The following is a 25,696-nucleotide window of genomic DNA, read 5'->3' as shown; positions in this document are numbered from 1 at the left end:
CGTGGGTACGGTGACGATGGCGCAGGCCCTCAACTCGGCACTGCGGGATGCACTGAGCGAGGACGACCGCGTGCTGACCTTCGGGGAGGACGTGGGCCGCCTCGGCGGCGTCTTCCGCATCACCGACGGACTACGGGACGAGTTCGGTGAGCAGCGCTGCTTCGACACGCCGCTGGCCGAGTCAGGGCTCGTGGGATTCGCGGTCGGCCTGGCCATGGGAGGGTTCCGGCCGGTGGTGGAGCTCCAGTTCGACGCGTTCGCGTATCCGGCATTCGAGCAGATCACCTCGCACGTGGCGAAGATGCGCAACCGCACCCGGGGGCGTGTGTCGCTGCCGATGGTGATCCGCGTCCCCTATGGCGGAGGGATCGGCGGCGTCGAGCACCACAGCGACTCCAGCGAGGCGTACTACGCCCACACCCCCGGCCTGAAGGTAGTCACGCCAGCCACGGTCGAGGATGCCTACTGGCTCTTGCGGGACGCGGTGTGCGACCCGGACCCGGTGGTGTTCCTGGAACCGAAGAAGCTGTACTGGTCCAAGGAGGACGCCGACCTGGCACGGCGAGGCGCTGCGCCGACCGCGAGGGCGGTGATCCGGCGCCCGGGTTTGGACGCCACCCTGCTCGCGTACGGCCCCTCCGTTCCGGTCGCGATCGACGCCGCGGTCGAGGCGGCACGGGACGGCATCGACGTCGAGGTGGTGGACCTGCGCACGCTCGTTCCCTTCGACGACGAGACGGTTACGGCGTCGGTACGGCGAACCGGGCGCTGTGTGGTGGTCCAGGAGGCGCAGGGCTTCGCGGGCGTGGGTGCCGAGATCGTGGCGCGGGTGCAGGAGCGTTGCTTCCACTCGCTGGCGGCACCGGTGGTACGGGTCGCCGGCTTTGACGTCCCGTACCCGCCGCCGAAGCTGGAGCACGCGTACCTGCCGAGCGTAGACCGGGTGCTGGACGCGATCGAGCGACTGCAGTTCGACGACCAGCCCGACGTTCGGCACCTCGCGCCGGAGGCCTCATGACAACCCAACGCGAGGCCATGGTGTTCCGGCTGCCGGACCTCGGTGAAGGGCTGACCGAGGCGGAGATCGTCGCGTGGCGGGTGGCTCCGGGCGAACGCGTCGGAGTCGACCAGGTGGTTGTCGAGGTCGAGACGGCCAAGGCCATTGTCGAGGTGCCCGTGCCGTACGCCGGGACCGTGCTGGAACTACACGCAGACGTCGGTGCCGTGCTCCCTGTGGGAGTCCCGCTGATCTCCGTGAGCCGCGCTGCAGTCGCTGCGCCGGCCGCGGAACGGCGTGTCGAAGAAGCCCCTGCCGGGAGCGGCAACGTCCTCGTCGGATACGGGACGAGTCCGGCTGGTACCGGGCGCGGCCGCCGGGCCACGGTGCTGGCCGCACCGGCGGCAACAGCGCCCTCTCGGGCCGGGGACCGCCGCACCGACCCGGCGGCCGCGCCGTTGGTGATCTCCCCGCTGGTCCGTGCACTGGCACGGCGACACGGCGTGGACCTCACCGCGGTCGCACCGAGCGGGACGCACGGAGTGATCCTGCGCCGTGACGTCGAGCAGGCCATAGCGGCGAACGCACGGCGCGCGACGGAGGCGGGAGGGGCCGCTGCCGACGAGCGCGTACCGCTGCGGGGCCTACGCAGGACCGTGACGGAGAAGCTGGCCCGCAGCAGCGCGATCCCGCACGCCACCACCTGGGTCGACGTGGACGCCACCGTTCTGGTGAAGGCCAGAGAGGTCCTTCGGGTCGCCGATCCGGCGCGGCAGATCGGCTTGCTGGCGTTGCTGGCCCGTTTCTGTGTCGCGGGGCTCAGCAAGTACCCCGAGCTCAACTCGACGGTGGACGTCGAACGCGGCGAGATCGTCCGCCTCTCCGACATTCACCTGGGCTTCGCCGCGCAGACCGAACGCGGCCTGATGGTGCCTGTCGTGCGTGAAGCCCACCGGAAGACGACGGCCGAACTGGCCGACGAACTCGCCACGCTGACCAGACTCGCACGCTCCGGCGGGCTACCGCCGAAGGCTCTTACCGGCGGCACGTTCACGCTCAACAACTACGGCGTGTTCGGCGTCGACGGCTCGACGCCGCTCATCAACCACCCCGAGGCCGCGATCCTCGGCGTCGGCCGCATCGTCGACAAGCCTTGGGTGGTCGACGGCGCACTCGCCGTGCGCAAGGTCACCCAGCTCTCCCTCACCTTCGATCACCGGGTCTGCGACGGAGGCGTCGCCGGCGGCTTCCTGCGCTACGTCGCGGACTGTGTGGAACGTCCCGCGGTGCTCCTGGCCGACGTCTGACCCTCCCCACCGCCGCCGCTTCCCACCGTCCCCGGACAGGTCCCGGCAGCCTGCCGACAAGAGGATTCGATCATGGTTTCACCGTTCCCACTGATGCGCACAGCCAGTCCGCTGCCTGATGACCAGCGTGCCGCCATCCTTGACGCCCCCGGATTCGGCCTGCACTTTACCGATCACATGGCCTTCGCCAGCTGGACGGCGGAGGCAGACTGGCACGATCGCAGAGTCCAGGCGCTCCAGCCGTTCTCCGTCCACCCCAGCGCGGCGGTGCTGCACTATGCCCAGGAAATCTTCGAGGGGCTGAAAGCGTACCGACACGCTGACGGGAGCGTCTGGCTGTTCCGACCCGAAAGCAACGCACGTCGCTTCAGGCGGTCCGCAGAGCGGATGAGGCTGCCGCAGCTTCCGGAGCAGGACTTCTTCGCGAGCATCGAAGCACTCGTCCGAGCCGACGAGCCGTGGGTACCGGTGGCCACGGGAGAGAAGAGTCTCTACCTCAGGCCGTTCATGTTCGCCGCAGAGGCCTTCCTCGGCGTGCGACCGTCCAGGCGGGTCGTCTACTCGGTCATCGCCTGTCCATCGCAGCCGTACTTTGCCCCCGGTGGTGTGAGCCTGTGGGTGAGCACCTCCTACACCCGCGCGGCCGCCGGCGGCACTGGTGCCGCAAAGTGCGGGGGCAACTACGGTGCGAGCCTGGCGGCCCAGGCCGAGGCGGAGCGACACGGCTGCGATCAGGTCCTCTACCTGGACAGCGCGGGTGAGGAGGCCTGCATCGAGGAGTCCGGCGCCATGAACCTCTTCCTAGTCACCGCCAGAGGCGAGTTGGTGACGCCGGCGCTCGGCACGATCCTCGCAGGGGTCACCCGCGACACCATCCTGACGCTGGCCCCCGAGTTGGGCCTGACGCCGGTCGAGCGGGCCGTTCCCCTCGCGGAACTGCGCGCCGGGCTCGCCGACGGAACCGTGACGGAGGTGTTCGCCGCGGGTACCGCCGCGGTCATAACGCCAGTCACGGGCATCAAGGCCGAAGGCTACGCATTCACGATCGGCGGAGGGGAGCCGGGCAAGGTGACGTCGGCGCTTCGTGAGCTGATACTGAACATCCAGTACGGGCGGGTTGCCGACACGCACGGCTGGCTGCGAAATGTCGTCTGACGGTCGGGATCCGATGGCAGCGTTGGTGCTCATCGCGTTCGGGCTTCTTGCCCTGAACTTCGGAGTCTTGTGGGCCATGGACTACCGGGGGATGGTGACCCGCCTGCACCACCTCCTGTCGGCGGAACGCGATCAGCTGCCGCAGCGGCTACGCCGGATAACACTGCCCCCGGCGCAGCCTGCCGTTCAACGCGTCGCAGGAGCGATGCTCGCCGTCGTCGGGTTGGTCTTCGCAGTCACCGGAGTGCGGGCCCTCATACCGTAGCCGCGGACTCCACGGAACCGGGGGCAGCCCACCGAGTTGGAGAACGCCTTGTGGGCGGCTGCCCAGGATGCCCGCGTGCGTGGAAACACGGTGCCGGCCGAGCTCGTTGAGGAGGCCAGAAAACCGCAGCAGGTCAGATACTGAGGTTCTCAGGGTGGGGTCGGCGGCTTGATGGTCAGGCTTGTGGCGGTGAGGCAGCCGTCGATCAGGCGGGGCCGGAGCTGGATCCTGCGTAACTCACGGCGGAGTGTGCGGTCGAGGTCGTCGGGTGTGGTGAAAGCGGTGTTGGCCATCGCTCTGCGCACGAGTGACCAGACGGCCTCGACGGGATTCAGGTCGGGCGCATACGGCGGAAGCCGGACGGTGGTGAGCCAGTCGTGCTCGGGCCTCGTACTGCTTCAGCCCCGCGGCCAGGTGGGTATTGATCCCAGACCACCACGATCGGGCCGTCGAGCTGGATGTGTGCCCGCACCAGGAGATCGCGATAGTCCTTCCAGGAGAAACTCTTGCGTGCGCCCTTGAGGAGAAGGTGTGTGCGGGGCCGGTGGATGAGACGGCTCTTCTCACCGGGTTTGTAGCAGCACAGCGCGGCGACCGAGGTCCGGCGGCGAGACCTGCCGCGCACGCGGATGACGGGGGTGTGCCCGCGTCGGCCCCAGGTGCGGGCCCGGGGCGGCGTCATCGAGAAGCCGGCTTCGTCCTCGAAGACGATCCAGGCCCCACATGCCGCCGCGAGCCTTTTACCCGAGGCCACACCTCCTTCTTCCACAGCTCCACCGCGTGCTCGTCACGCTCCAGTGCTCTGCGGGCGGGCGCCTGCCAGGACCAGCCATGCCGTTTCAGCAGCCGCCACACCGTCGCCACCGACAGGCTCACCCGCAGCCGCCGGCGGATCACCGTCTGAACCCGGACCAGGGTCCAGCGCTGATCGTCGAAGCCGTGCGCTGCCGGGCCCTTGCCGAGTTCCTCCTCCAGCACGGCGAACTGGGCGTCGGTGATGATCGGCGAGTTCGCCGGACCCGCGGAACGCAGGCCCTCCATCCCGCCCTCGCGCCAGGCACGGCGCCAGCGTTCCACCGACCGCACGCTCACGCGGAGTTCATGCTGCACATCCATGACGACGGCTCCGCCAGCTGGCGCTGACACGACGAGCCCTTCCACGCGGTGAACCCGTGACGCGCTGGCTTCGCTGCTTCTGGGCCGATGAAGCCGTCTGGTTCTACTTCGAGCTGGACACCGATGGGTGCGTGATCCGGCCAGTCGAATTGCAGGAGCCCGGAAACAAGGCATTGACCGCTGCTTCGCTGGCCGAATGGCAAGAAGCCCAAAGCGACGGTCGGCTGGCCGATTACGAGTGCGTCTACGGTCTGACCGCCGAGCTGCCCATCTCTGAGTGGGAGGGGCACGACCCGCAGTGGTTGTCGGCCAATGAGTTTGAGGTCGTTTGGTCGACCGCCCGTCGGCAGCTCCAGGATCGTCAGCGGCGACATCCCTCCTAAACGCATCACTGCTGCGGCCTCTGATCAGGAAACTGCCATCCTCAGTGCGAAACCGAGCGTCAAGCGTCTCGTCATCCTGACAAGGCCCTGATCAGACGGCATCACCCTCGCCATGATCCATGAGACGCGGCGGACATTGGGCCACGCTGCTGAATCCAGCATCTCGCCAAGCCCCCTCGTCAAGTCTGCCCGGCGCTGTTCGGAGAACAGCGAGCGCTCCAGTGCTAGGCCTAGGATCGAGACAGTGGGGGACGCGAAAGCGCGCTTCCGTTCATCAAGAACCTCGGCCAGCCGGCCCAGGGCGCTCTTGTCCAAGCCCAAATCAAGCGGCGCGGCCTTCACCAGCGCGGCCGTCCTGTCCTGGAAGGTGGCCAGCCCTTGGTGCGTGGTGCCAATGTCGATCAGTGGCCTGAGGGCATCTCCTATTTATGTCTGTCCTACTGGCTCATCTTCCTGTCCTGACCGGTTCGTTCACCTCGCGCATGCGTACACAATGGCGCACGGCTATGACAGTCGGCTCGGACTTTCCCACCTGTGCGGCCTCGGTGGGGCACTCACATGCCTTGCGGACAGACTGGGTCCGTACAAGCGCGCGTTCTGGCTGACATGCGATGGGCGGCGACGAGCCTTCTGTCGCGCCTGGTCTGGATCTGATGGCCGCACTGGAGCAGAGCGTAAACGTGGCGGAGTCTCAGTGCCGCACCAAGCCAGCCCATGCCCTCCGCTGCCGGTGCTGGCCCCCCTCCCCGCACCAGTGGCTGGGCCCAGTACACGCTGCGCATGACCGCTACACCGAGTCTGTCCCCCTGCCACTATCGCTTTGTTGCTGACAGCCCACGCACCCCATCGAGTGTCGCCCCCTCGAACGTCACCCCAGTGAGGTGCGCGTCAGTGAGGTTGGCCTTCGTAAGGTCTGCCCCGGTCAGATCAGCGTCGGTCAAGTCCGCGCCCGTGAGGTCCGCACCGCTCAGGTCCGCATTCGCCAAGGATGAACCGGCGAGTTTCACGTGAGCCAGGATCGCGTTGGCCAGGATCGCCTCGTCCAGCACCACACCTGTCAGATCCGGGCACAAGGAGTCCGTTTGCCCAGTCTCGGGGTCTACCAGGGTCTCCCCGCTACACAGAGCCGCGTCTGTCAAGATCGCCTTGGGCAAGTACGCGCCACGCAGGTTGGCATCCGACAAGGTCGCCTCAGTCAGGTTCGCTCCGTCCATAGACGCCTCGCGCAGGTCTGCAGAGGACAGGTCCGCGTCACGAAGGTCTGATCCCGTGAACAGCGCTCCGCGGAGGTTGATGTTGTCGTCGCTGTACATGGCCTTAAGCCCGCGAAGATCGGTGCGACTCAGATCGACCACCGTCCCCCTGTCGCGGCCAGGCGGCCGGTGGGCCAAGACGCTCACCACCGCCTGGATATCGGTCAATGGCAACTGCTCTGTCGACGTCGCCTTGGTGCCGCTTGACGGAAGGCGGGCGTGCTCTCGTGCGTAGGCGGACAGAACCGAGACGACCGTGGGGTGGTCGCGGAAGGAGTCCTGCATGATGCGCTCCAGGGCGTAGATTCCCCCCAGGCGCACGTCCAGTGATGCCGACCCCAGATTTGTGATCGCGTCGGTGAACCGGTTCGTGATCTGCCCCTGCTCGCTGATCTGTAGCTCTTTGCTGGCCTGACCCACCTGCATCCAGGTGAAGAGCAACGCGGTCAGCGCAGCCAGCCCCGGCAGGCTGACCGCCGCCAGACCAACCCACTGCATCCGGTTGCCGCCCGTGGGGCTACCCGCCGCGGCACGCCGATTCCGTTGCCGTCGGCGTCGTCGCCCGGCGGCACTGCGATCGGCGACCCGGCGGAGCCGGTCAATGCCAAGATTCCTGGTCACCTTCTCCATGGCACGGCACAGGGGCGAAGCATTCGAGGTGCCGCGCCGCCAAGGCACACGAACGGGTCCCGACCTGGAGTGCCAAGACCGCCCGAGTCCGCTTGATCTTCAACCGGTACGTCCACTCACACCGCCCCAGCGTCCGTGACTGATAGCCCGATTCGAGACGCGTGCGGGCAAGCGGGTGAGGTCGGTCCAATACCGGTCGAGCCAGGCGCGCAGCTCGTCGTGGAACTCCGCGATCGTGAGCCGTTCCGGGACGCCGGGCCGGGCCAGCGTTCGTCAGGCCGGATACACAACGGCAGCCCTCCCGGCCCGGAGTTTGAGGCTTGAGATGGCCCCCACGAACTGGGCGGTCCAACGGGGGGCGCCCCGAACCGACCTGTGAACTGCTAACCGCAGGGCTGCGTTCAGGCGGACTGTCACACGCTCACTGCCGGGGTCACGCCTTCGTGCAGCCAGTCGCCATCGAAGAGCAAGGAGAGGAGCTGCGTGTGCTCGGTGGGGAGCTGCCCGGCACGTTGCTTCGTGCGGGTTTTCGCGAGCCATGCGCCGATGCGGACCTTCTCGCCGTCGAGGTGATCTCCTCGCGGGCGGCGGGTGCGCGCTGTTCGCGGTGGAGGAAGAGCTCGAGGAGCTGGATCATGTCCTCGAAGCCGGAACCCGGATTTCAGGCTCGTGCCCCTGCAGGCTCAGCGGCTTGGGCGGATCGGTGGTCTTTGCTTCGGAGTGCAGTAGGTACAGGCTGGTTGTGGTCTTCACGAGTGCGTTTCCACGGGGCGGTGTAGAGGGCGCCGCATAAGGCGCAGTGGGCGAGGTAGAGCGCGGAGGCGGGGCTGTGTTCGGCGGTTGGTGTGACGGTGTACTCGCACTGTTCGATGACGGCGGTCAGGCGGGGCCAGGGGGTGGAGCAGGAGCAGGTGTCCGGTTCAATGGTCATGGGCCTGCTCAGTAGGTGCGGTGGTGGTGCGGCGGTTGGGTCCGCGGTGGACGGCGTGCACCACTTGCTGGATTTCGTTCGGGCCGTAGGCGGTGCGGATGCCGGAGATGGTCAGACCGCTGGCCTGTGACAGGGGCTCTAGGCGGTAGGGCCGGGTGCCGTGGAACTCCCGTCCATAGGCAAGGAGGAGGCGGATCTCGGCATCCGCCGCAGCCTTACGGGTCCTGGCGTCTTCAAGGGCTAGGAGCAGCGGGTCGGCTTCCAGACTGTCGCTCGCGGCTTGGAGGTTCTGCGCCTCGTCTGCGCGGAGGCGTTCTGCCTGCTCACAGGCGTCGAAGTACAGATCGGCCGGGGTTACCGAGCCCGGCGCAGGCGTGGGGAATCGGATTGCCACAATGTCGTTCACCAAGTCCATACTGCGATCATCGTAAAAAATGCGTTGATCGCAATACGTAACCGGCTCGGGGTCGACCGACGCCACTGTCGGACACGCTCCGTATGCTGCCGCCCATGAGCATGAACGGGGAGTACCTGCGCGTCACGCCTGCCGAACTGGACCGCGCCCTGAAGGAACCGGAGTGGGCGTGGAATCTCGCCGAGGAGATTCTGGACGCGCAGGCGGAGGGTGAGCCTGCACCGGCCGAGGCGCGGCACTTCACCACACACCAGACATGGCACCTGCTCGGATTCCTCCTGCAACGCTTGGCCTTCCCCGTCGACGTCGTCCACGGCGAGGAACCCCTCACCACCGATCACTGGGGTTACGGACCGCCGCAGTACCTGACCCCAGAACAAGTACAGCTGGCCGCTGACACCCTGCACCGGACGAGGTATGACCAGCTCATCCAGGGTGTCGACCCCTCCGAACTCACCAAGGCCGAGATCTACCCCCAGATCTGGGACTCGCCAGCCTCACTGGAGTGGGCCAGCGACCTCTTCACTCCCCTGACAGAGTTCTTCCGCGGCGCCGCATCCGCCGGTCACGCAATGCTGATCTGGATCGACTGATCCACCCACGGCAGCCTGAGGGTTGAACGACAAGCTGAGTCTTCGTCCGGGTTCTCCCAGGCCAGCAGACCGCCGCCGAAGGCGCTGAGGCACCACCCGCTCCAGGGCAATCCGCACGGCTCTCCTCCCCGGTCCCTACAGACAGGTCAGGAGGGCAATCGCCTGCGGTTGAGCTTGCGGGTCAGGCGAAGGCGGGGGCCGGGTCTTCGTCGGTCCAGTCGCCGTCGAAGAGAGCGGCCACGAGGCGTTCGTGCCCGGTGTCGAGCTGGCCGCTGCGGTGCTTGTGCGGGCCTTGGCGAACCAGGGGCCGATCTTGACAGTGTCACCGTCCACGGTGATCTCCTCACGGGCGGTGGGGGCGCGGCCCTCACGGTGAAGGAAGAGTTCCAGGAGCTGGACGGTCTCCTCGAAGGTGCGGCGAGTACGACGGGTGGGGGCGAAGGGGTTGGCCTGGGGGGTCACCCGAGCGTGGTGAGCAGGTGCTGTTAGCCGGTCTTGAGGCGGGTTCATCCGGTGAGCTGTCGGTGCAGCCAGGAGCCGATCTTTACCGGGCCCAGGAGGGTGTCGCGGGTCAGTGCGGCCGCGTCGCGGCCGGCGGCGAGGTGGGCGCGCAGGAGGTGGTACTTGCGGTGCCAGTCGGCGCCGTGCGGCAGCTGCCAGTGGGGGTCGATCGCCGCCAGGTCGGCGGCGCGGACGGGGTCGAGCTGGTTCTTCGTGGCGAGGTGGCGTTGTTCGGCGAGCCATGCGCCGATCGGGGTGGTGGCGGGGGCGGCGAGGTGGCCGTGGGCCTGGTGGTAGTCGGCGGCGGCAGTGAGACGGGCTCGCCAGGCGGCGTAGTGCTTGTCCCAGATCATGCCCAGGGAGTCGTAGGTGCAGATCACCGTGAGGAACGGAGGCTCCCCTGGCCCCTTCCCCACCACTGACAGCAGGGCGGCCAGTGCCTCGGGGCTGCCCGTGGAGGCGACCTGCGCGGCCGCGAACGCCTGGTGGCCGGCGGTGTCCATCGAGGAAACGATGATCATTTGACGCAGGTAGCTGTCCCGCCGCCACGCCAAAGCAGTCTGCGCCGCCAGATTTAGGGTCGGCACCACCAGCGGCAACCTCGCCCGGAGCGCGAGAGCGACCCGGATCGCCACCAGAGTCTTGCCCGTGACTGTGGCCGAGATGTACTGCGCCCGGGTACAGGGCGGCGCAGATGACGCACCACCGCATCCCTCCCCCGCCCCTGATCAGGAACCAAAGACCACGCGGGCACATGGGACACAGAGACATCGGCAGCGGCGGTACTCGCCGGCCCATCATCACCCAGCGCCTAGGACCGCTGCGGCCATATGCGGTAGGGCCACCCCCGCCCACGGCGCCGGGGCGTTCCCGGCGCTGCCGGATGAGCTGCAGGCCGCGGTGGAGAAGACCTGGCAGCCCAAGGTGAAGGACGCCGCCCGCCTGGGGCAACCTCGCCATTGGCGCCCGGCACATCGCCAGCATCCGCAACATACCGGGTGCACTCCGCGCCAAGTGCCGGACGCGAACTCCCGCCTCGCTCCATTGGGGCTCACGTGATCACGTACCGAACGCCACGCGACTACGCCGAAGCTCTGGTGCCGCGCTTCAGTCTTCGTCGGCCTTCAGTAGCCCCTGAGCCATGGCCAGCGCATATGCGGACAGGGTGTATGCGTCGGAGATCTGCTGACCCGCAACCATGGAGCGGAGTTCGCCCTGCGATACAGCCAGGTACCTGTCGATTCCCTCCTCCCTGGCACCCCTTGTAGGGCTGTCCGTCAACTGCGCTGTGTCGATTCGCGCAAGGTACAAATGGTCCGTTCCCGCACGTAGACCGGTGTCGGGAGAAACAGCACCGAGATACGTGAGGTTCACGACATGGAGGCCCAGCTCTTCCTGGAGTTCCCGGGCCGCCGTGCCGGCCCCGTTCTCCCCCGGGTCACCGAATCCGCGGGGGATTTCCCAGTGCCAGCCTCGGTCGGCATGGCGGAAGTGGCGCAGCAGGACGACGCGTCCGTCAGTGAGCAGGGGCAGGACTGCGGCTCCTCCCGACACGGATGCGGGCACGAGGCGGATGTACGTGCCCAGTCTGTTGTTCGGGAACTGTACGGCGTCACGAACCAGAGAGAAGTAGGCGTCGCGGTAGACGACGCCGATGTCTCCCGCGCTTTCGGGCAGCCCGGCCGCGACTGCCGCCCGTGACACCTCGTCAGACGCCTGTTTCTGCCCAGCACGATCGAGGAGAATCTTGAACGCCGCGCCAGACGGGTTCACGAAGAGCTCCGGGCGACGCTCACGCAGCGCCTCGTAGTCCGCGAGTGCGGCCTGCCTCCTGGCGGCTCGGTCGTGAGCGCTCATAGATCCCCTACATCTGCGCGCCAGGTCGGGACCGCTGAGGCGGAGTCCGACGCAAGCTGGTCATAGGTACAAAGCGATAGGGAGACGATCGACTCGCGCCTCCACTGACGTGAACGTCTCAATGCTCTCCCGGTAATGGTCGTGCAATGCCTGCACCACGTCGAAGACCCCGGTGGACGACGACCCCAGAGCCGCCCGGCTCCCGCGCAGCAACGCACGCACCGTCGACACCATCGCCGAGTTGTGCACGGACCACAAGGGCACGCCGATGGCACCAGCACCGCTGATGATCAGGGAACGCATGAACCCAAGGACGTCACCGCCGTCGGACCGCATCCCCTGTCCGGCCAGACAGGCGCCCAGCACGGTGAGTTTGTTCCTCGGCAGGCTGACACGCAGAGCAAGGTCGAACTGGGACAGCATGTCCGTCTTTCCCAGGTAGATCAGCGGGCCCGACACATCAGGCTCGTCGACGTACAGACCGTGGCCGGCGTACACAAAGAATTCCGGTTTCAACGCTACGAGTTGTTCAAGTCCGTCCCAGTCTGCGGTGAAGGCTCCCTCGACCTTGCCCACGAGGGCGTCGGGAACCTGACCGGCCACATGGACATGTGTCGCGCGCCAGCCGACGTCAACGATCTCATCGCCCGTCGCTTCGTTGTCGGTCGACAGTAGTGCCGCAAGGTCATCGTCGTCCTCCATGAGCTGCTTCTTGAGCAGATGCCGGCCACGGGTGACAAAGGCGGCAACGCTCACCGAATGCGAGAGGGGGACCCGTGCGGCAAGCGGCCGGTTGTCGTCCGGCTCGGTGGCGACGTGCAGGGGGATCGCGAAAACGTCGTCGGTCGGGATCAGAGTGAGATGAGTCGGCGAGCCGCCCCAGTTGACGCTCTCCCACATCGGGCCGATCAGAAGGTTCCAAATACGACGACACGTCTCTTTCCTAGGCACCGGATTTTCCGGATCGCCAATGTCCTCGAAGACCTGCCGCGCGAGCTCGGCCACGTCCGCGTAGGAGATGGAAGGGAGCAGCGTCAGCACCCCGTTCCGGCAGACCATGATGCCGAGAGAGTCGGGCGCCGACGTCTCCTCGCCGTCCAGCGCCGCATCCGATGTACCGAAACGGAAGTACCGCACGACGCAGGAACCCTGATGGTTGAGGGTGTACTGCACCAACTGGTGAGCGATGTCCTCGTCGTGTGTCGCCGATTTCAGCGGGTGGTGGAGGAAGTGGTCCTCGTACTGCTGCGCCCGCTCGACGAGCATCTCCCTCATCTCCCTCATCGTCGCCGGGTCGGGGGTTTGTGCCCGCATGGCCGGCAGCCGGTTGCTCTGAGGGGCCTCTTCAGTTTCGTCACGGGTGGGCAGCGGATGGGCGGGGCGATTGAGTACCGGCGGACGGGATGAGGCGAGCAGATCCAGGAGTTCCCGGCCTGAGGACTCCTCCACCAGGGACACGATCTTTTCCAGGTCCTCCTGCCGGTGGCCGCCCCGAGACATCTGCGCACCGACGGCACGCAGATACGCGGGCCTCACGTGCTTGGCGTAGGCGCGCTTGTACACGGGGAGGGCGATCGCTTCCCGCACCGACTCCGCCATCTTTAGGCGGCGGTCCAGGACATCGCGCGGACGATCGGACACAGGAAGGGCGGCGGCCGTTTCCCGGTAGGAGCGCACGGTGTAGGCATAGAAGTCAACGTCGAGCCCGGCGCGGCGGCCTATGCCGGCTGCGTCGTCCTCCAGTTCGTCCAGAAGCCGTCCCAGTTCGGCCAGTCCCTCGGGACCGCCGCCGAGCCGTGCAAGGTTTTGGCGGGCGATCCGTCGGCCGCGCTCCCACCCCGGTCCCACCTTCTCTCTACCGTGCCCCACATCACGTAGAGTTTCAAAGCGCTCCTTGGGGCGGTCACCACAGAGGGCCTCGTTCAAAAGCGATTGTGATACCCGGTACGTGTCGTTAAGGCACTCGGAGATGGCCTTGGAGCGTGCGGTGACACCCAACGACTGCGTGATCTCCCCGGCCTGCCGCAGCGCGGTGGCGAGGTTGTGCAGAGCGTTGGAGTAGCCGCGCAGAAACTCCCGGTGCCTGAGGGGAGTCGCCTCGCTGGGAACGGTCTCAGTGTCGACACCGTGCTCGTTCGCCTGCCCAAGGATCTTGTCGTGCATCTCCTGCATCGGGGGGACGAACGCGTTGACCTCTGCGTTTCCTGCCCCCTCGCGGGCAGCCTGGCTACGTTCCTCGAATTCAGCGCGGGTGTAGTTGCTGAGCAAGTCGGGCAGTGCCCACCACAGCCGGGCCCTCTCGGCCACCTGCACCGCGGTCGCGAAGACACGGCGGGAGGCGGTGAAGCTGCCCAGGCGGAATCGGATCCGGCCGACTCCGTCATACCAGCGGGCGAGGGCGTAGTTGGGGAAGATGTCAGCGGGGTCAGGGGCACGGTCGGAGTGCCATGCCATCAGTCGTTCTGCGTCCCGTTGGGACGCCTCGATCAGTTGCAGCGCCGAGAGTAACTCGTATCTGACGTCCGCCTGGATGATTTCGCACCAGTGGGCACCGACCCGACGGGCGATGCCTCGCGCACCCGCCGCCGGGTCCTTGGTGTGCGCCCGAGCCAGTCGCAGCATGCCGGTGGCGTCCGTCTGGCGCATCGGGGCGTCGAAGTCGACGTCGAACCTCATGATCAGATCCTCGATGTCCAGTGCCTCGACGAAGGCCCTGATCGCGGAGCTGAGGTCCTGTGGGTGATGTTCGTTGGCCTGGGGCATACGGACAACTCCTCGGTGAGTCCGTCGGGTTCATGGCTCCACCGTTGCGGTTGCAAAGGAACGGTGCGCGGGCGGGAGGGGAAGGCCAGAGGGCTATCTTCGCCGAGTCAAGAGGTGCGTCCCGAGGAACGTGATCAGACCGGCCACGAAGGCGGCAGAGATCGTCCATGGAGCGGCCGGCGGCTCCCTTCCCCAGCTGACTGTCCAGCCGGTGACGGCCAGCCACCCCAGGGCGGCGCCGAACAGCCCCGCAGCGCCCGAGTCGAGCCACCTGTACCGCCGCGTCGTCGGAGACACGCCCGCCAGGCGCAGCACCGCCAGGGGCAGGGCTAGAGCGAGAGCGGCTACTGCGGCGATGACCGGGGACTGAAGTGCGTCGCGTATCGGAACCTCGTAGCGCATCGCCTGCACTGCGGTCAGCGCCGTGAGGACCGAACCCAGGATGGACGTCTGAATGAGCGATAGCCATCCACGATGGCTGGCAAGTTCACGCTCGACGAGCGCCGAGACCGCCGCACGTACACCTTCCGCGCGCTCGCGCACGGCTTCAAGATGCAGCCGGTCGTCCTCCACCTGTCTGATCAGCCATTCTGCGTCGGCGAGGTCGGTCACAGTCCAGGAGACTCCCTTGCCGCACCTTCGTACATCGGGGGTGTGCAGGCGCATGTTGGCTACGGCGATCGAGAGGCTGCGGCTCAGCTGGCGCTGCCGGGTGATCGTCCACAGTAGTCCCTGGGGGCCGAATTGTGCCTCGTCCACAAGAGCCGACGCCTTCAGGACGCGTTCCAAGGGCACAGGGCGCCGCGTTGACTGGTTTAGCTCCCGTAGGAGTTTTGTCGTCCGCTCGTCGCTCTCGACGATCTGCGCGTTTGACGCTTCGGAAGCCGCGTACAGCAGGTTCTGATGGCGGATCTTCGAAAGCTGGAGCAGATAGCGTGGGAGCGGTCGAAGCCCGTGTCGGCCCTCGACAGCCCAGGCCCACTCGTCGAGGGCGACTTCCTGGCGGGCCGGTGCGAGGACGTAGAGGTCGGTGACAGCTTCCGGTCCGCCGGCGCCGTCAGCCCGCCACACGGCGAATCCGTGTTCTGTGCGGTCGAAGCTGCTAGACCATGATTCGCTCCCTCTCCGGGGCGCATTCCGGCGGATGAGATCGCACATCGCGCGGTCCCCGAGTCCGAATCCTCGGTCGTAGAGAGCCTCGAACACACGGAACTCGCCGAGCATCCCCCAGGGCGGTGGCGGCCGGTCCGCAGCCGCCACCGCTGCATTCCACTCGGCGTCGAGGTCGCTCCACTGGGTGAGATCCCTCGTCGTGTCATTGGGCGCGAGCAGGGCAACGACGCCTACGACGTCATGCTCCGCGAAGGCGAAGGCGGAGTAGAGGGAGTCGCCTGCCGTTCGATCGGCGGCCGCCAACAGTGTGAATTCTGAGGTGGTCGAGTGAGCCAAGCTGAAATCGATGCGATCCGCAGGCACCGAAGTACCTGGAATCGGATCGGTTACGCCCAACGAACGACATGCCCGCCAAATAGATTGAAGATACTCGCGCGAATTGTTATGGACTTCCGAATCAGCTGGTGCGAATGCCATGACGAGCAAAGCCGACTTAGTTACTCTGCTCATGCTGCGTTGCCTACTTCCCAGAATTCTGAAGGAGCGGGTCAAGGGAGCGAGGAGGTTCTTCGAGGGGGCTTTCAACATGCCAACGCCGCCCACCAGCGGCTCGGATACGGCTTGTCATTCGGCCGTCCCTCGATCCCCACACCCGCCCTGGGAGCGATCTTCCGGACTGCGCAGGTCAACGGTCAGCCGTTCGATCAGGTGATTGCGCTGCTCCCGCTGCTGCGGCGGGATCGGTGTACGCCCCGCACCCAACCGGGCCAGTGCCCGGCGGGCCGCTCCTGCTCGCTCCAACGGTTCAAGCCGGGCGAGGACGAGGATGGCCTTGGCGTCGTCCCCTTCAGCAAGCACAGCCCCGAGACTGTCCAGTACATCACCAACGGCGATCCACTCCTGCGCGGTGAGCCGCCAGTCCTTGATCCCCTCGAGACGCTCGATAAGCTGCTGTGGCGTCATGAAGTCCTCCCCCGAACTTGATTAGCCGCACGCCCGTTCGACAACTCCTCCGCATGCGCGGGTGGGTACGAAGCCTAGCGTCAAGGGACCTTTCAACGTAGAGGACTGTGAAAAACGTGCTGATCAGGTTCGCTTCCGCGGCCGCCGATTGCAGTGTTGCGTCCGTGAGGGCGTCACCGGCCACCAGTTCCTGGGCGGCGAACTATTCGGCGGGTGGCAAAGACGTGCACCGGACCTCGTCTCCGCGCGCAATCGTCGCCTGACTGACGTTCAACGGCGCAATCATCCAGACCTCGCCCCACTCGGGCACGAGCTGAGGAAACCGCGAGGGCTGGCTGACCGCCCGAGAAGCGACCCGACGCCCCCGCCCCAGACAGGTCGCGGGACACAAGCAAGGTCGGTCGGGACTCGCCGCCACCCTGACCGGCGGCAACCCCAACGACGTCACCCAGCTCATCCCCCTGGTCCAGGCGGTGCCTCCCGTGCGGCGCAAGCGCGGCCGACCCCGGTGCCGCCCCGACGCCGTGCTCGGTGGCCGCGGCTACGACCACGACCCGCCTACGCCACAGATCTGCCGGCCGGACCGCGCACGTCCGCCACCGACCCACCAGGGACGGCTCGACCCGCGCAGCATCCCCGAAATACTCCCGGACGCATGGGCCTGGCCGCTGGTTGGCCTGGGTGGCCCGCACGGCTACTGCGGCGGGACGCCGCGACCCGCCTCGTCCAGATTGGCCCGGGGCGGATCCCGCGCATCTGCGGACCCGGGCAGCTCGAGTTGTCTACGGTCCGCGCCATCGTAGGCCAGGCCGTCGACGACGTCCGCCGCGCTCCACTCCCTACGGCCGGTGACACCGCCCAGGACGACTCTCTGAAACGGGCGCTCGCTGACGCCGAGCGGCATCCCACTGACGTGAAGGCGGTACGGCGTCTGGCCGACGAAGTAGCCGCTGCCGGCGGGCGCCTGGGGCAGATCGCGCTCGAGCTCGCCCCGCCGTACTGGTCCGAGCAGAAAGCCCTCGACAACATCCTGGCCGTACGCCGCTATGCGCTCACCGGCGACCGCCGCGCCCTCGAGGGCACCTGGCTCTGACCACCAGCAGCCTGCTCGGGAACAGGACTCGGGGCCGGCCGCTGCAGCCCGCTGCGGCCGGCCCCTGGAGGGGGTGCACCATGTCCTTAACCACTCACTCATCAGTCGAGTGCCCACGCGAGACGACCCTTAACGCCCTGCTGCACATCCGACCCGTGTCCCTGAGTCTGCCGACGCCGTTGTGCCGGACGACACGTGTATGGATCCCCCATGCCATGCGCGCGCCGCAGCGGGGGCCCTGGTAACCGCGCCTGGTACAGGGCCCCGCTCCACCCGTCGCCCGCCGTTACCTTTTCGTGGCTCCGCAATGGGGCCTCCGGCCTTCGGGTCCGGCATGACTTCCCCCCCTTGTTGTTCATGATCCGGGGGGGTGTCACCGGGTCCGGAGGCACCGACGGACCGCTGATGAGGGGCTTGAGCACCGGCTTCACCCAGGCCGGATGAGCTCTCCGTAACGTGGATGTGGCAGCTCGGTGCCGAGGCAAGGCCGGACGAAGGCGTGATGGAGGGGCCTGCACGCGATCGACACCGGCGACATCGAAGTCTTCCTCGGCCTGGACGTCGGCAAGGGCGAACACCACGCCACCGCCGTCACCCCGGCCGGCAAGAAAGCGTTCGACAAGCGCCTTCCCAACACCGAACCCAAGCTCCGCGAACTGTTCGCGAAACTCCAGGCCAAGCGCGGAACGGTGCTGGTCGTGGTCGATCAGCCGGCCTCGATCGGGGCCCTGCCGCTGGCGGTCGCAAGGGACATGGGCTGCCCGGTGGCCTACCTGCCTGGGCTGACGATGCGGCGGATGCCGGCCTCTACCCGGGCGAGGCCAAGACGGACGCGAGGGACGCGTTCATCATCGCGGACGCGGCCCGGGCGATACCGCACACTCTGCGGGCGATCGACGGCGAAGACGAGACGATCGCCGAGCTGGAAATGATCGTCGGGTTCGACGACGACCTGGCCGGCGAGGCTACCCGGGTGGCGAACCGGTTGCACGGCCTGCTCACTCAGATCCACCCGTCCTTAAAACGTGTTTTGGGGCCGCGGTTGCAGCATCCGGCCGCCCTGACCCTGCTGGAACGGTTTGGGTCTCCGGCCCAGATACGCAAGGCAGGACGTCGGCGGCTGGGCACGCTGCTGCGGCCGAAGGCGCCGAGGATGGCCGAGCGGCTGGTCGAGGAGATCTTCGCCGCGCTGGACGAGCAGACCGTCACCGTTCCGGGGACCGAGGCGGCCGCGTTGATCGTCCCGAGCCTGGCCGCCTCGCTGACGTCCGTGCTTGACCAGCGGAAGCTGCTGGCGGGGCGGATCGAGGAACTGCTGGAGGCCCACCTTCTTGCGAAGGTCCTGACGTCGATGCCGGGAATCGGCGTCAGGACCGGAGCCAGGATCTGATCGAGGTCGGCGACGGCAGCACCTTCCCGACCGCCGGCCACCTCGCCGCCTACGCCGGACTCGCCCCCGCGACCCGGAGCTCAGGCTCATCGATCCGCGGCGAACAGCCTTCCCGGAGAGGGAACAAGCAGCTCAAACGAGCCTTCTTCCTCTCCGCCTTCGCCGCCCTGGGTGACCCGGCATCCCGGGCTTACTACGACAAGAAGATCGGCCAGGGCAAACACCACACCCAGGCTCTTCTTTGCCTCGCCCGCCGCCGAGCCGATGTCCTCTTCGCCATGCTCCGCGACGGAACCTTCTACGAACCCCAGCCGTCGGCCGCAGTCACCTGACCTGCGGGTCTGCGAGGCGAACGACTCGATCAGCCTCGACATCGAAGCCGAGCACCGGATGGCCTTCGTCGCCCTCCGGGTCCATCAGCACCGGCTTGCCCAGCCGCCGTCCGATTTCCCGGAGGAAGCCGAAGAACACATCAAGTCGCTCCTGGCCCTGCAACTTACGCAGATCGACGTCGAAGTCGACTTCATCGACGGCATGGAACCGGAAGATCGCCAACACATCCACAGTCGGCCACACCCGCAGGTCAGGGCACTCGGCATCCCCCGCGGGAAAGCACGGCCTTCGCCTGAGGCACTGGAAGCACTGTCTCCCCCTCGGAGTACTGGCACTTCCAGCCCTTGTCCGTGACCAGATCGAGGACCGCCTGCCAGTCCTCCACCGAGGCATCCGGGACACGCACGTCCGGCAGCGACCCCATCAAGTCCGGCTCGAGGAAGCACTTCACGTCATCCCACAGCAGATCAGCCACCCCGCCATGCTGCCCGGCTCACCGACCCAACGCACCCCGGTTTCCCTTGACCAGAGGCATAGGGGCACCCCCCCGGTCCCCAACCCCCGCTCGTGCAGGTAGTCGTACTTAAGTCCCGGACCCCAGGAACCTCAGGAGCCTCGCCGTACGTCGTACCGGGCATGATCGTCATACCTGATGCCCGCGCGGCCGAGCTGTACGCGCAGTGGTCCCGGACCGACGCCAGCACCGATCCGGCGGAGGCCGAGCCACTCGTGCTCGACTGCGTGCGCCGACTTGCCGCCGATCCCGGCGATGAGTCGGCGCATGTGTGGGTGGCCGGGCTTGCGAAGATGGTCCGCTATCTCGTCTGGCGGCCGCGGCCGGAGACGGCGCGGGCCGCTGTCGCCGCGCTCGTGGCCGCCGCGTCGGCGCTGGACGCGGCGGACTGCGGACACGAGGCGCATCCGTACGAGGAGGAGCTGCAGCACCTCTCCGAGGACTCCTGGGGATCGGTGGGGGTCGCCGCCGACTACCTGATCGGGGAGTACCCCGAGAACCCCCGGGTCGACGGCGAGTCGTGCCCGCGAAATGTCGCGGGCATCGCCCGCGTCACGGCCGATGTCATCGCGCCGTTCTCTGTATCCGGGATTCCCGAGGCGGTGCCGGAGGAACATGCGCAATCGGTGCGGGATCTGAAGGAGATCCTCAACGACCACCCCGTCATCGATCCCGCTCCCGAGATCGAGTCCAACGCGGACTACCTGCCAGACCGTCCCACCCCGGGCGCGCTCGCGGGGTACGTCCTCACGCAGCATGTGACGGTTCCGTACGCCGTCCACCGGATCACCCTGCGTCCGGTCTTCGACGCGATGATCCAGGGTCTGGAGCAGGCGCTCGGGCTGCTCGGCGATGCGGGCGGCTGTGCGCACGCGGACGGCGAGCACCCCGACGAGGACGACCTGTACTACGAGTCGCTGGCTGAGATCGCCTTCCATGTGCGCAGCCCCGGCGGGCGGGCCGAACTCGCCGGATGGCTGGACGAGCCGGCCGACGTCTGGGTGTGCCCTGACTATCTGCGGAGCCTCGCCGAGGAGTCGCTCGGTGAACTGCGCTCCGCGCACGAGGAATTGTTCGGCGTACGCGAAACCAGCGGCCTGGACGCCACGTTCGTCCGGACCGACGGGCGCCTCGACATCGGTGCGCTGACGCAGACGGTCGTCGACGCCGACGACCTCGACGACTCCGGTGTCGCGGGCCAGAACGCCGGCCTGTGGGCGGCACGCCGGCACGCGGAGGCCACCGACCCGCACGAGCGGCTCGTTCTGCTTCACCTCGCCCTGTGGGCCGCCTCGGTCTTCGACCTGCCGTACGGCGTGGGGCGTGAGGTGCGCGCTCTGCTGCGGGGTGTCGACCCCGAGCCGCTCGACCATGACTGCCCGCACGGCGACGGCCATCCGGACGCGGATCTGCGGGAGTCCGGGCACCGGCGCAAGGAGTTCAAGGCGCACCTCGATCACCTCTACGCCCCGGCGGAGTCCGGGGCCCCGGAAGGCGCGTACCCCGTCGACGTATGGGCCTGTGCAAGCCTGCTCGCCGACTGGGCGCGGGACCCGATCGCCGCAATGGACGAGCGGTACGAGGAGATGGACGAGGAGGATGACCATGACGGATCGAACCACCGCTGAGCGGGCGCACGAACTGGCCGACGCCTGGGACGAGATGAGGGAGTACGTCGACCACGAACCGCAGACGTACGAGCGGCTCGTCGTCGAGTGCGCCCGTGAACTGGCCGCCGATCCGCGCGGGCCGCTCGCGTACAGCTGGACGCTGGGTCTGGTCCTCGCGCTTCCGTACCTGGCTACAAAGAAACCGGAGGACTGTGACGCCGGGGCGGCGTTCGACGCGGCACAGGCCGTCGACCGGGCGCTGCGGGACGCGCCCTGCACGCACCAGGGCCACCCCTTCCAGGGCGACTTGGAGGAGGATCTCGGGACCATGGCGGACGTCCTGCGGGACCTCGCCGACGACGCGAGGCCCTGGACGGACCTCAGGCCGCGCGACGCATGGCTGTGCCCGCGCAACGTCGCCGGGCACGCGCGCGTGGTGATGGAATCGCTGCGGCCCGGCTCGGCCGGCGACGTACCGCCATTCCTGCCGTTCGAGGACCGGTACGAACTGGAGGGGCTCACCGCGATCATGGAGGGCTACCCGCTCGCCAGGACTTTCGACGTGGCCTGGGACCTCTCCTTCGCGGCCTCCGCGCTGCAGGAGGCCGCGGACGACGAGCTGGCCGGCCGGGTCATCGTGACCACCGCCGTCGCGTGGTACGTCGAGGCAGAGGCGGACGACGCCGACGCGCAGGAGCTCGTCGACGAGCTGGCGGACGCCTTCGAGCACGCGATCGGCCTCCTCGACGACGGGCCCTGCCCCCATGGCGCGCACCCGGACCTTCCGAGCGACACCACCGAGACCCTGTGGGTGGGCATGCACCTGGCGAGCGCCCGCGGCCGCGCGGCGTACGAGAAGTGGCCCGAGCCCTGGGCCCCACCCCTCGACACCGCCCTGTGCCCGGCGTTCGTCGCCGCCACGGCCCGAGACTCCCTGACACGGCTGAGGAACGACTGATGACGTACGAACAACTGGTCCACTCCTGGAGCGAGACCGGAGAGGACCGCTACGGTCCCTACGAGGTCCAGGACCAGGTCGTCCTGGAGTGCGCACGGGCACTGGCGGACGATCCCGGCGGAGAGCTCGCGTATCAGCGGGTGTTCGGGCTTGTCCTGATGCTGCCGTACACCGAACTGGCCGGCGGGGACGTGCCGCGCGTGGTGGCCGATGCGGCGCGGGCCGTACGCCGGGAACGCGCGGGGCAGAGCTGCGGTCATGCGGAGCACCCGTTCGACGAGCAGTGGGAGGACCTCGTCGACACGCTCCCGGACGTGCTGCGGATGCTGGCCGACGACAGCGTTGAGTGGTGGGAGAACCACTCGCGGGAGCAGTGGCTCTGCCCGCGTACCGTCGACGGGTTCGCGGCCTTGGTCCTGGAGGCACTCGAACCCGGATCGGCCCCCGAAGCCCCGCCCCTGCTGCCGTTCGCCGCGCAGCGAGACCTCGACTCGCTCACGGCCGTCCTGGAGGGCTACCCGCAGCCCGGTACGGACGTGGGCAAGGAGGTTGCCGGTGTAGGGAGGGCCTTGGGCCACGCCGAGGGGGCGGACCGGGCGGGCCATGTGATCACGGCCGCGGCGCTGACCTGGTGGGAGGGGACCGCCCAAAGCTCCGACGAGGCGTACGACGCCTTGGTGCGGGGATTCGAGGCGGTGCTCGCCGGGCCCACGGACCCCGTGTGCACCCACGACGAACACCTTGACCTGCCCCGTTGGGCGACCCGCGCCGTATGTGTGGGGATTCACCTGAGCAGCGCCAGCGGACGCGGGGTCTACGAGCGGCACGGGCCGTGCCTGAAGAACCCACCGCCGCTGGAGCCGCTGCTATGCCCGGCGTTCACGGCTTCGGTCGCCCGGGACTCCTTGGCCAGACTGCGCGCGATGCGAGCCGAGCCGAAGCGAGAAGGGCCGGAGGAAGGGTCCTAGTGCTGCATCAGCCAACGTTTGCCCTGCATGTACGGTCGGGACATGGATGCCAGCGGCCAGCCGACGCTTGACGAGATGGTGTTCGCCGTGATGGCCCAGTCGAGAATCCGGAGGTCGGCAGCGTGGGCCGAACTCGATTTCGTCGAGCAGCATGTCCCAAAGTACGGCTGGCCGCCGGAGACGATCGAGGAGTACCGGGCGCAGCAGCTTCAGGAGTAGGCGTCAGAGGCTTGACCAGCCGAGGAAGAACAGAACCCCGTGGACGCGATGCCCACGGGGTTCTGCGCTGCTCGGCCGGGCGAGTGGGAGGTCTACGTCACTTCCCGCACTTGGCCTTGAAGCCGTCCAGCAGAGCCTTGCCGGCATCGGAGCTGTCACGTACGTACACGCTACCGCTGATGCTGATCGAGGTGTCACTGGTCGAGATGGGCTCGCTGCCGGTCCGCTTGTTGCGGGTGTCCTCTCCGGCGACCGTCCAGATGATCTGGGACTGATCCTTGTTGAACTCGCCGGTGCTGGTCACGTCCGGCTTCTCGTAGACACCATCGCAGTCGTACTCATGATGCGAGACGCTGTTGCCCTTGACAACCAACTGGCCGAGGTCGGACGTGCCGTTGACGTCCTTGATGTAGTAGGTACCGTCACGCTTGCTGCCGCTGCTTCCGCTGCAGGCGGTGAGTATGAGTGAGCCCGCGGCCAGGGCCCCGATGGACACGGCGATCTTGGCCCGCGTTCTACGAGTGGTCCTGGTGATGCTCATGGCGTTCCCCCGTCGTTCGTTCTGGATAGTCGGTTTGAGATAGAAGGTGAGTCAAAATATCCTATGGATAGGTGACTTTGACTGACCGGGACCGCCTGTCAGTCACCTTCTCGAAGGTGTCGAGCCGATGCTCAGTCAGCGCCGGCGCGACCTCGGCCTGTGCGGCGAGGTCAGCGGGCTTGCGGATGCCTGTGGCGACTGGTGCTGCATCGGCCAACGTTTGCCCTGCATGTACGGTCGGGACATGGATGGCAGCGGCCAGCCGACGCTTGATGAGATCGAAGAGCACTTCGTTGCGCTTGTCGAGGGTCATCTGACCCGAGACGAGGCCGACCGCTGGGCCGCGCGGTGGGTGGTCGACGACGGGCTTGATTGGGACGACATCTCCTGGTGGCGCTGAGCCTCCTTCACGGAATCGACCTACCCGCGGACAAGGGCGGGGCCTACCTGCACGACGACGAGCAGGTGCGTGCATGGCTCGCGGAGCTGAGGAAACGCCGGACGACGTGACGAGGCCAGAGCTGCCATCCCGGCGCCGATCACTGCCAGGCTGATGCGCATGGCCGAACGGGTGCGGGTGCGGGAGATCGATGACGAGGAGGGGCGACGGCTGCTGCGGATCATCCGCAGAGGCACTGGCTCGGTCGTAACGTGGCGGCGCGCGCAGATGGTACTGCTGTCCGTGCAGGGCATGGCCGTGGCGAAGATTGCCGAGGTGACGTTCACGAGCCCGGACCGGGTTCGTGACGTGATCCATGACTTCAACGCCGACGGTTTCGAGGCGCTTTACCCGAAGTACAAGGGTGGACGCCCCAAGACCTTTGCCCTGCCTGAGCGACGCGAGATCAAGAAAATCGCCAAGTCAAAGCCAGCTGAGCATGGCCTGCCGTTTTCAACCTGGAGCCTGGCCAAGTTGGCCGACTTTCTGGTCGCCGAGGGGATGGTCGACGACATCAGCCACGAGGGCCTGCGGGTCCTGCTCCGCGAGGAGGGCGTCTCCTTTCAACGCGTGAAGACCTGGAAGGCCTCCCGCGATCCCGACTACGAGGCCAAGAAGGCCCGGGTCGAGCACCTCTACGCGATCGCCGACGGCGAGGTCATACCGGAGCCCGGCGAGCCTGAAGTCATTTTATGTATGGACGAGTTCGGGCCGCTCAACCTCCAACCACACCCCGGTCGGCAGTGGGCCGAACGCGGCGGCAAGCACAAGGCCCCCGAGCGTGAACCCAGGCCGAGGCGGCGGGCGACCTACACCCGACCGCACGGGGTGAGGCACCTGCTCGCCGCCTACGACCTGGGCAGGGACAAGCTCTACGGTCACATCAAGGAGACCAAGACCCGCTCGAAATTCATAGAGTTCTGCCGCTACCTGCGCAGCCTCTACCCGGCCGGCGTGCGCATCGCCGTCGTCTGCGACAACTTCTCCCCGCATCTGACCACCAAGCGCTGCCGGCGGGTCGCAGACTGGGCCGAGGCCAACAACGTCGAGATCGCCTACACCCCGACCAACTCTTCCTGGCTCAACCGCATCGAGGCCCAGTTCACGGCCCTTCGCGACTTCGCCCTCGACGGCACGGACCACGCGAGCCACAAGGAGCAGGGCAGCATGATCCGCCGCTACATCATCTGGAGGAACAAGAACGCTGCCGACGAACGGCTACGCGATCTCGTCAACAGGGCGAACGTTGCCTGATTTGGCACTAGGAGCCGTACTTGCGTGAGGCGTGCAGCAGCATCACGCCTTCGTTTCTGGCCGTGCCGCGCTGTGCGCCCAGGCTCGAGTGAACCGCTCGTGCGCGGGTGCCGGGACCGCAGCGGGGGCTTCCGC

22 protein-coding genes and 4 pseudogenes are annotated in these 25,696 nt (G+C 67.4%); 16 read left to right on the top strand and 10 right to left on the bottom strand.

Going from position 1 to position 25,696, the window contains the following annotated elements; all coding sequences use genetic code 11:
* Position 1: 1 nt before the first annotated feature.
* From E2E34_RS02295 to E2E34_RS02280, 4 genes are all read left to right on the top strand, one after another.
* Entirely contained in the window at positions 2 to 1,018 is a 1,017-nt protein-coding gene (locus E2E34_RS02295) for an alpha-ketoacid dehydrogenase subunit beta (protein ID WP_138900200.1), read from the top strand.
* Entirely contained in the window at positions 1,015 to 2,304 is a 1,290-nt protein-coding gene (locus E2E34_RS02290) for a dihydrolipoamide acetyltransferase family protein (RefSeq protein WP_138900199.1), read from the top strand. The genes E2E34_RS02295 and E2E34_RS02290 overlap by 4 nt, the downstream gene beginning before the upstream one ends.
* Before the next feature lie 72 nt (positions 2,305 to 2,376).
* Positions 2,377 to 3,459, top strand: a complete 1,083-nt coding sequence (locus E2E34_RS02285) for a branched-chain amino acid aminotransferase (protein ID WP_138900198.1) — start codon at positions 2,377 to 2,379, stop codon at positions 3,457 to 3,459.
* 13 nt (positions 3,460 to 3,472) lie between these two features.
* A complete protein-coding gene (locus tag E2E34_RS02280; RefSeq protein ID WP_138900197.1) occupies positions 3,473 to 3,724 on the top strand; it encodes a hypothetical protein in 252 nt (83 codons plus the stop codon).
* 149 nt (positions 3,725 to 3,873) lie between these two features.
* Here the strand turns inward: E2E34_RS02280 and E2E34_RS37400 are convergent.
* Positions 3,874 to 4,885, bottom strand: a pseudogene (locus tag E2E34_RS37400) (IS630 family transposase).
* Positions 4,886 to 4,896: 11 nt separating this feature from the next.
* On the opposite strand from E2E34_RS37400, the gene E2E34_RS02265 reads away from it, so the two are divergent.
* Positions 4,897 to 5,223, top strand: a complete 327-nt coding sequence (locus tag E2E34_RS02265; RefSeq protein ID WP_138900195.1) for a hypothetical protein — start codon at positions 4,897 to 4,899, stop codon at positions 5,221 to 5,223.
* Positions 5,224 to 6,035: 812 nt separating this feature from the next.
* Here E2E34_RS02265 and E2E34_RS02260 read toward each other — a convergent pair.
* Both E2E34_RS02260 and E2E34_RS02250 read right to left on the bottom strand, forming a co-directional pair.
* Positions 6,036 to 7,106, bottom strand: coding sequence for a pentapeptide repeat-containing protein (locus E2E34_RS02260; protein WP_138900194.1), 1,071 nt, complete (start codon positions 7,104 to 7,106; stop codon positions 6,036 to 6,038).
* Between the two features lie 920 nt (positions 7,107 to 8,026).
* A complete protein-coding gene (locus E2E34_RS02250; protein WP_138900193.1) occupies positions 8,027 to 8,518 on the bottom strand; it encodes a hypothetical protein in 492 nt (163 codons plus the stop codon).
* Between the two features lie 29 nt (positions 8,519 to 8,547).
* Here E2E34_RS02250 and E2E34_RS02245 point away from each other — a divergent pair, with 29 nt between their 5' ends.
* The gene (locus E2E34_RS02245; protein ID WP_208765121.1) at positions 8,548 to 9,045 is read left to right on the top strand and encodes a YfbM family protein; all 498 of its coding nucleotides are present in this window, start codon (positions 8,548 to 8,550) and stop codon (positions 9,043 to 9,045) included.
* Positions 9,046 to 9,551: 506 nt separating this feature from the next.
* Here the strand turns inward: E2E34_RS02245 and E2E34_RS36185 are convergent.
* From E2E34_RS36185 to E2E34_RS02220, 5 genes are all read right to left on the bottom strand, one after another.
* Positions 9,552 to 10,067, bottom strand: a complete 516-nt coding sequence (locus tag E2E34_RS36185) for a helicase associated domain-containing protein (protein WP_244315468.1) — start codon at positions 10,065 to 10,067, stop codon at positions 9,552 to 9,554.
* A gap of 586 nt (positions 10,068 to 10,653) precedes the next feature.
* Positions 10,654 to 11,403: an NUDIX hydrolase gene (locus E2E34_RS02235; RefSeq protein ID WP_138900192.1), complete on the bottom strand. Its 750-nt coding sequence runs from the start codon at positions 11,401 to 11,403 to the stop codon at positions 10,654 to 10,656.
* Positions 11,404 to 11,463: 60 nt separating this feature from the next.
* Positions 11,464 to 14,166 (bottom strand): CHAT domain-containing protein, encoded by a 2,703-nt coding sequence (locus E2E34_RS02230; RefSeq protein ID WP_138900191.1) that lies wholly within the window; start codon positions 14,164 to 14,166, stop codon positions 11,464 to 11,466.
* Positions 14,167 to 14,259: 93 nt separating this feature from the next.
* Complete coding sequence (locus E2E34_RS02225; protein WP_244315470.1) at positions 14,260 to 15,756, bottom strand: CATRA conflict system CASPASE/TPR repeat-associated protein; 1,497 nt, start codon at positions 15,754 to 15,756, stop codon at positions 14,260 to 14,262.
* A 147-nt stretch (positions 15,757 to 15,903) separates the two neighbouring features.
* Positions 15,904 to 16,242 (bottom strand): CATRA system-associated protein, encoded by a 339-nt coding sequence (locus E2E34_RS02220; RefSeq protein ID WP_138900189.1) that lies wholly within the window; start codon positions 16,240 to 16,242, stop codon positions 15,904 to 15,906.
* A 407-nt stretch (positions 16,243 to 16,649) separates the two neighbouring features.
* Here E2E34_RS02220 and E2E34_RS36180 point away from each other — a divergent pair.
* The 4 genes and pseudogenes from E2E34_RS36180 to E2E34_RS37215 all read left to right on the top strand — a co-directional run.
* Positions 16,650 to 16,796: pseudogene (locus E2E34_RS36180) on the top strand (IS5/IS1182 family transposase); the annotation flags it as partial.
* 359 nt (positions 16,797 to 17,155) lie between these two features.
* Positions 17,156 to 17,335, top strand: coding sequence for a hypothetical protein (locus tag E2E34_RS02210; RefSeq protein WP_138900188.1), 180 nt, complete (start codon positions 17,156 to 17,158; stop codon positions 17,333 to 17,335).
* Between the two features lie 512 nt (positions 17,336 to 17,847).
* Positions 17,848 to 18,725, top strand: a pseudogene (locus tag E2E34_RS02205) (IS110 family transposase).
* Positions 18,722 to 19,057: a transposase gene (locus E2E34_RS37215; protein ID WP_369334618.1), complete on the top strand. Its 336-nt coding sequence runs from the start codon at positions 18,722 to 18,724 to the stop codon at positions 19,055 to 19,057. The pseudogene E2E34_RS02205 and the gene E2E34_RS37215 overlap by 4 nt, the downstream one beginning before the upstream one ends.
* Here the strand turns inward: E2E34_RS37215 and E2E34_RS02200 are convergent.
* Positions 19,050 to 19,533: pseudogene (locus tag E2E34_RS02200) on the bottom strand (hypothetical protein). The gene E2E34_RS37215 and the pseudogene E2E34_RS02200 overlap by 8 nt on opposite strands.
* 161 nt (positions 19,534 to 19,694) lie before the next feature.
* On the opposite strand from E2E34_RS02200, the gene E2E34_RS02195 reads away from it, so the two are divergent.
* Genes E2E34_RS02195 through E2E34_RS35240 form a run of 4 tightly spaced genes read left to right on the top strand, consistent with a single transcriptional unit; the run spans position 19,695 to position 23,327 of the window.
* Positions 19,695 to 21,200: a hypothetical protein gene (locus E2E34_RS02195; RefSeq protein WP_138900187.1), complete on the top strand. Its 1,506-nt coding sequence runs from the start codon at positions 19,695 to 19,697 to the stop codon at positions 21,198 to 21,200.
* Complete coding sequence (locus E2E34_RS02190) at positions 21,178 to 22,140, top strand: hypothetical protein (RefSeq protein WP_138900186.1); 963 nt, start codon at positions 21,178 to 21,180, stop codon at positions 22,138 to 22,140. Before E2E34_RS02195 ends, E2E34_RS02190 begins: the two co-directional genes overlap by 23 nt.
* The gene (locus E2E34_RS02185; RefSeq protein WP_138900185.1) at positions 22,140 to 23,108 is read left to right on the top strand and encodes a hypothetical protein; all 969 of its coding nucleotides are present in this window, start codon (positions 22,140 to 22,142) and stop codon (positions 23,106 to 23,108) included. Before E2E34_RS02190 ends, E2E34_RS02185 begins: the two co-directional genes overlap by 1 nt.
* A gap of 42 nt (positions 23,109 to 23,150) precedes the next feature.
* A complete protein-coding gene (locus E2E34_RS35240; RefSeq protein WP_167518185.1) occupies positions 23,151 to 23,327 on the top strand; it encodes a hypothetical protein in 177 nt (58 codons plus the stop codon).
* A 97-nt stretch (positions 23,328 to 23,424) separates the two neighbouring features.
* Here the strand turns inward: E2E34_RS35240 and E2E34_RS02180 are convergent, their stop codons facing one another.
* A complete protein-coding gene (locus E2E34_RS02180) occupies positions 23,425 to 23,868 on the bottom strand; it encodes a hypothetical protein (protein WP_138900184.1) in 444 nt (147 codons plus the stop codon).
* A 127-nt stretch (positions 23,869 to 23,995) separates the two neighbouring features.
* Here E2E34_RS02180 and E2E34_RS35875 point away from each other — a divergent pair, with 127 nt between their 5' ends.
* Together E2E34_RS35875 and E2E34_RS02170 are read left to right on the top strand one after the other, a co-directional pair.
* Positions 23,996 to 24,268, top strand: a complete 273-nt coding sequence (locus E2E34_RS35875) for a hypothetical protein (RefSeq protein WP_208765120.1) — start codon at positions 23,996 to 23,998, stop codon at positions 24,266 to 24,268.
* A gap of 159 nt (positions 24,269 to 24,427) precedes the next feature.
* Positions 24,428 to 25,561 (top strand): IS630 family transposase, encoded by a 1,134-nt coding sequence (locus tag E2E34_RS02170; RefSeq protein ID WP_244315467.1) that lies wholly within the window; start codon positions 24,428 to 24,430, stop codon positions 25,559 to 25,561.
* Positions 25,562 to 25,696 lie beyond the last annotated feature (135 nt).

The sequence above is a fragment of the Streptomyces albidochromogenes genome (genome assembly GCF_005981925.1).
Lineage (GTDB): Bacteria > Actinomycetota > Actinomycetes > Streptomycetales > Streptomycetaceae > Streptomyces > Streptomyces albidochromogenes.
The sequence above is the reverse complement of the archived record's forward strand: the minus strand, read 5'-3'. Positions and strand labels throughout refer to the sequence as shown.